General features: G+C 68.8%; 5 protein-coding genes. All 5 read left to right on the top strand.

Annotated elements, in window-relative coordinates:
• The coding region (locus tag VGD28_RS02430; RefSeq protein ID WP_331026742.1) for an autotransporter outer membrane beta-barrel domain-containing protein at positions 1 to 1,198 on the top strand (1,198 nt) is incomplete at its 5' end.
• Between the two features lie 125 nt (positions 1,199 to 1,323).
• Positions 1,324 to 1,935, top strand: a complete 612-nt coding sequence (locus VGD28_RS02425; protein ID WP_331026741.1) for a TetR/AcrR family transcriptional regulator — start codon at positions 1,324 to 1,326, stop codon at positions 1,933 to 1,935.
• A gap of 336 nt (positions 1,936 to 2,271) precedes the next feature.
• On the top strand, positions 2,272 to 2,679 hold the full coding sequence (locus VGD28_RS02420) for a hypothetical protein (RefSeq protein WP_331026740.1): 408 nt from the start codon (positions 2,272 to 2,274) through the stop codon (positions 2,677 to 2,679).
• Positions 2,676 to 3,947: an efflux RND transporter periplasmic adaptor subunit gene (locus VGD28_RS02415; protein WP_331026739.1), complete on the top strand. Its 1,272-nt coding sequence runs from the start codon at positions 2,676 to 2,678 to the stop codon at positions 3,945 to 3,947. The genes VGD28_RS02420 and VGD28_RS02415 overlap by 4 nt, the downstream gene beginning before the upstream one ends.
• A gap of 73 nt (positions 3,948 to 4,020) precedes the next feature.
• Positions 4,021 to 4,844: efflux RND transporter permease subunit (locus VGD28_RS02410; RefSeq protein ID WP_331026738.1), on the top strand; the 824-nt coding region annotated here is incomplete at its 3' end.

The raw sequence follows: 4,844 nt of genomic DNA, 5'->3' as shown, positions 1-4,844 counted from the left end.
GCCACCGCCGCTGCCGCCCGAGCCGACTCCGATCAATCCCGATCCGGTCGATCCCGCGCCACCGGTGACGGTGACCGACCCGGCGCCTCCGCCGACGCCTGTGCCGCCACCGGCACCCCCACCCGCGCCGCCGCCTGCACCGCCCGAGCCTCCGGCCGACCCCGCACCGGTGCCCTCGCCCGACCCGGCGGTCGTGGTTGAGCCACCGACGCCGGGCGCGACGCCGGTGGTGGCGGAGGTCGTGCCGCTCTACCGTCCCGAGGTGCCGCTCTATGTCGCTGCGGTGCCGATCGCGCATCACCTCGCCGCCGCGACGCTCGGCACCTTCCATGAGCGTCGGGGCGAGCAGGGCCTGCTCCGCGGCGGCGGCGTGCTTCCCGCGAGCTGGGGGCGCGTGTTCGCCGAGGGCACCGAGATCGGCTGGAAGGGCGATGTCGCTCCCTCGTTCGACGGCGATCTCACCGGCTTCCAGATCGGGCAGGACCTGATCGGATGGGGTGGGGAAGGGGGCGTCAATGCCCGACTCGGCGCCTTTGTCGGGCGATCGGGCACTGACGGCATCGTTCGCGGCCGCGCGCTCGGCTGGAACGACCTCACCGTCGGCCATGCCGATCTCAAGAGCACGAGCGTCGGCGGCTATCTCACGCTGGTGGGCGCTAGTGGCTGGTATGTCGATGCCGTGGGGATGCACAGCTGGTTCGACGGCGAGACCGTCGCCAGCACCGGGCTCGGCGTCGATGTCGATGGCCGCGGCTGGGCCGCCTCGCTCGAGGCAGGCTATCCGATCGCATTGTCAGGCCGCTGGACGCTGGAGCCGCAGGCGCAGATCGTCTGGCAGCGGATCACGCTCGACGACCAGGCGGACATGTTCTCGCCGATCGATTTCGTCGCGGGCACGACATGGACCGGTCGTCTCGGCCTGCGCCTGCAGGGCGATTACGGGAGCGAGCAGGCACGCCTGCATCCCTATCTTCATGCGAGCCTGTGGAAGGGACTGTCGGGGAAGCAGGACACCCGCTTCGGCGCCGACCCGATCCGGACCGAGCTCGACCGCAACGAGGCAGAGGTCGGCCTGGGCTTCATCGCGCGCTTCGGCAGGAGCGTCGCCCTGCATGCCAAGGGCGACTATGGCTTCGAGGTCGACGGGCCGCGAACCCGCCGTTGGAGCGGAACGGCCGGCCTGACGATTAGCTGGTAGTTGCCGGGGTGAGGTGTGGATCGCGATGGGGAGCTACTCCTGTCCACGGCCACCCTCACCCTTGCGGCGCGCTATACGGCACGGCGGTTGCGCCTTGCGCATTCGTCATTTATATACCGTCCGATATGGAAAGCGTTCTGACTCTCCCCGCCAAGGGGCGCCCGCGTGAATTCTGCGTCGATGCGGCGCTCGCCGCGGCGCTGCGCGTGTTCTGGAGCAAGGGCTATGAAGGCGCCTCGCTCAACGACCTGACCGAGGCGATGGGCATCACTAGGCCCAGCCTCTACGCCGCTTTTGGCAACAAGGAAGCGCTGTTCCGCAAGACGCTTGACCTCTACGAGCAGGAGAAGCTCTGCTATATCGGCGCCTCGCTCGAGCAGCCGACCGCGCGTGAGGTCGCGCGCCATCTGCTCAATGGCAGCATGGAGAACCAGACCAGCAAGAGCGAGCCGCATGGGTGCCTTGGCGTGATCAGCTCGGTCGCGTGCGGGGAAGAGGCGGAATGCATCCGCCAGGAGGTGCTCGAGCGCGGCAAGGTCGCGCGGCGCGCGCTGGTCGAGCGGCTCGAGCGCGCCAAGGATGAGGGCGACCTGCCTGCCACGGCGGATGTCGAGGGGCTGACCAGCTTCCTCTATGCGATCATGCAGGGAATGGCGGTCCAGGCCGGCGCTGGCGCGACCCGCGCGGACCTCGAGCGGCTGATCGACACCAGCATGGCGATGTGGCCGTCCAAATAAGGGCTTTCACCCGCCTTCGATAAAAATATATCGAGCGGTACGAAAAGCCATTGACGCAACGCAGCACGATTTCTATACCGGGTGGTATAGAAGATGGGCGACCCTCCCCGGAGCGTCCCAGGCATCGAAAGGGAAACGATGCGGCGATGTACTTTTTTCTAGAGGCTGACGCCGGGCGCTGACGCCCGGTCCATCCGTCAATCCAGATCCGGCAGTGGCCCGGCGAGCATGTTCTTCGCCGCGTGAGGGCGCGCGTTCCGCCGGACAGCAAATCCGAAAACACCGCGTGCCGGTGAGCAATGACGCTCGCCCGGCGCGCAGAGAGGAGACACGACTATGGCCTATCTCGCCTTTGCCGAAGCCGGTGCCGGCCTTCCCGCTGCCATCGCCCCTGCCGCCCCGTCCCCCAAGACCGCCAACCTCGCTGCACGGGCGCAGTTCTCTGCGCTCGAATGGTCGGTGGTCGCCCTCGCCGAGCGCGATACGCTCTCCACCTTGCGGAACCCCAGCCGCATGGCGGTCGCGCTCGGCAACCTTTTCGGGGACACCCGTAACCCCAAGCTTGCCGATCCGAAGCTGGAGGCGCTGCGCCGCCTCGCGGTGCTGACCTGGCACCATGGCTATCGCGTCGCCGAATCGGCCGTGCGCGCCTTCGTCGCCGCCGGCTTCACCCTGCAACATTACGAGCTGCTCGCGGGCAGCATCGTCAGCGCGCGCGTCAAGCGCCGGAGCAATTCGCGATGAACATGATCACCCGTATCGAACCCGTCGAAGATCTTCCCAAGCGCCGTTTCCGCGACCTGCCGCTGTGGCAGCGTGCGTCGGCGATCGTGCTGCCGCTTGCCGCTATCGGCGTGGGCGTCGGCGTCTTCAACCGCGAAAGCCCGGCGATCGCCGCGCCGCCCCCGCCCACCGTCACCGTCGCCACGCCGCTTGCACGCGACCTCACGCAGTGGGACGACCATGTCGGCCGCTTCGAAGCGTCGAAGAGCGTCGAGGTGCGTCCGCGCGTCTCGGGCGCGGTGACCGCAGTGCACTTCACCGACGGCGCGATCGTGCAGAAGGGGCAATTGCTCTTCACCATCGATCCGCGTCCCTTCGCCGCCGCCCTCAACGAGGCGCGGGCAGGCGTCGCGCAATCGCAGAGCGATCTCGCGCTCGCCGAGGCAGATCTGGCGCGCGCCAGCCGCCTGCTTGCCGAGGATGCGGTGTCGAAGAGCGACTATGACCGGCTCGCCGCCCGCGTCCGTGCCGCCCGCGCGTCGCTGGCCGCGGCGCAGGCGCGCGTCGCCTCGCGCGCGCTCGACGTGCAGTTCGCGCAAGTTCGCGCGCCGATCACCGGCCGCATCTCCGACCGCCGTGTCGATGCCGGCAACCTCGTCTCGACTGCGGATGCTGGTGGCGGGACGTTGCTGACCACGATCAACGCGCTCGATCCGATTTACTTCACCTTCGACAGCTCGGAGGCGCTCTACCTCAAGGCGCAGCGCGAGCGGTCGAAGTCCGGCGCCGCGCCGCAGCAGGTCGAGATCCGGCTGCAGGACGAGAGCGGCTACAACTGGAAGGGCAGGGTGGACTTCACCGACAACGGGATCAGCGCCCAGTCGGGCACGATCCGCGCGCGCGCGGTGATCGACAACCCGGACTATTTCCTCGCCCCCGGCATGTTCGGCAACATGCGCCTCACCGGCGGCTCGCCCGAGCGCGCGCTGCTTGTTCCGGACGCTGCGGTCCGCACCGATCAGGCGCGCAAGGTTGTCTTCGTCGTCGGAAAGGACGGCACCGTCGCGGCCCGCCAGGTGACGCCGGGCCCGCGCATCGGCAACCTGCGCACCATCCGTGCCGGCCTCGCGCCGACCGACAAGGTGGTGATCCAGGGGCTGCAGATGATCGCGCCGGGCGCCAAGGTGACCGAGCGTCTCGGCAAGATCGAGCTGCCACGCACCCCGGCCGCCCAGCCGGCTGCGGCGATCAACGAACCCGCGGCCTCGCAGGCGACCATCGCGCGGTAACGTCGCCGCACACTGACGACGAAACAACCTCCGCCCGCGCAATCGCGGGCGGAGCCAGCCAAGGCTTTGCCCGATGCGCTTCAGTCATTTCTTCATCCGCCGCCCGATCTTCGCGGGCGTGATCGCGATCCTCATCACGATCATCGGCGCCTTCGCCTATTTCGGGCTGCCGGTATCGCAATTCCCTGCCGTCGTGCCCCCGACGGTCACGGTCGCCGCCAACTATCCCGGCGCCTCGGCCGAGACCGTCGCGGACACCGTGGCTGCGCCGATCGAGCAGCAGATCAACGGCGTCGACAACATGCTTTACCAGTCGTCGCAGTCGACCGGCGACGGGCGCGTGACGATCACCGTCACCTTCAAGCTCGGCACCGACCTCGATACCGCGCAGGTGCTGGTGCAGAACCGCGTCGCGCTCGCCGAGCCGAGCCTGCCCGAAGAGGTGCGCCGCCAGGGCGTGGTGGTGCGCAAGACCTCGCCCTCGTGGCTGATGGCGGTCAACGTGCTGTCGCCCGACGGGTCGCTCGATCGCGGTTACGTCTCCAACTATGCGCTGACCCAGATCAAGGACCGGCTGACCCGCATCGACGGCATCGGCGACGTCCAGGTGTTCGGCGCGCGCGACTATGCGATGCGCGTGTGGATCGATCCGGGCCGCACCTCCGCGCTCGGCCTCACCGCGGGTGAGGTGGTCGCCGCGCTGCGGGCGCAGAACATCCAGGTCGCCGCCGGCACCGTCGGCCAGCCGCCGTTCGATACCGGCGCCGCGCAGCAGCTCAACGTCGAGACCCAGGGCCGCTTCAAGACCGCCGAGGAATTCGCCAACATCGTCATTCGCACCGACCCGGTGTCCGGGGCGATCACCCGCCTGCGTGACGTCGCCCGGGTCGAGCTGGG

The organism is Sphingomonas sp., from assembly GCF_036402235.1.
Lineage (GTDB): Bacteria > Pseudomonadota > Alphaproteobacteria > Sphingomonadales > Sphingomonadaceae > Sphingomonas.
The sequence above is the reverse complement of the archived record's forward strand: the minus strand, read 5'-3'. Positions and strand labels throughout refer to the sequence as shown.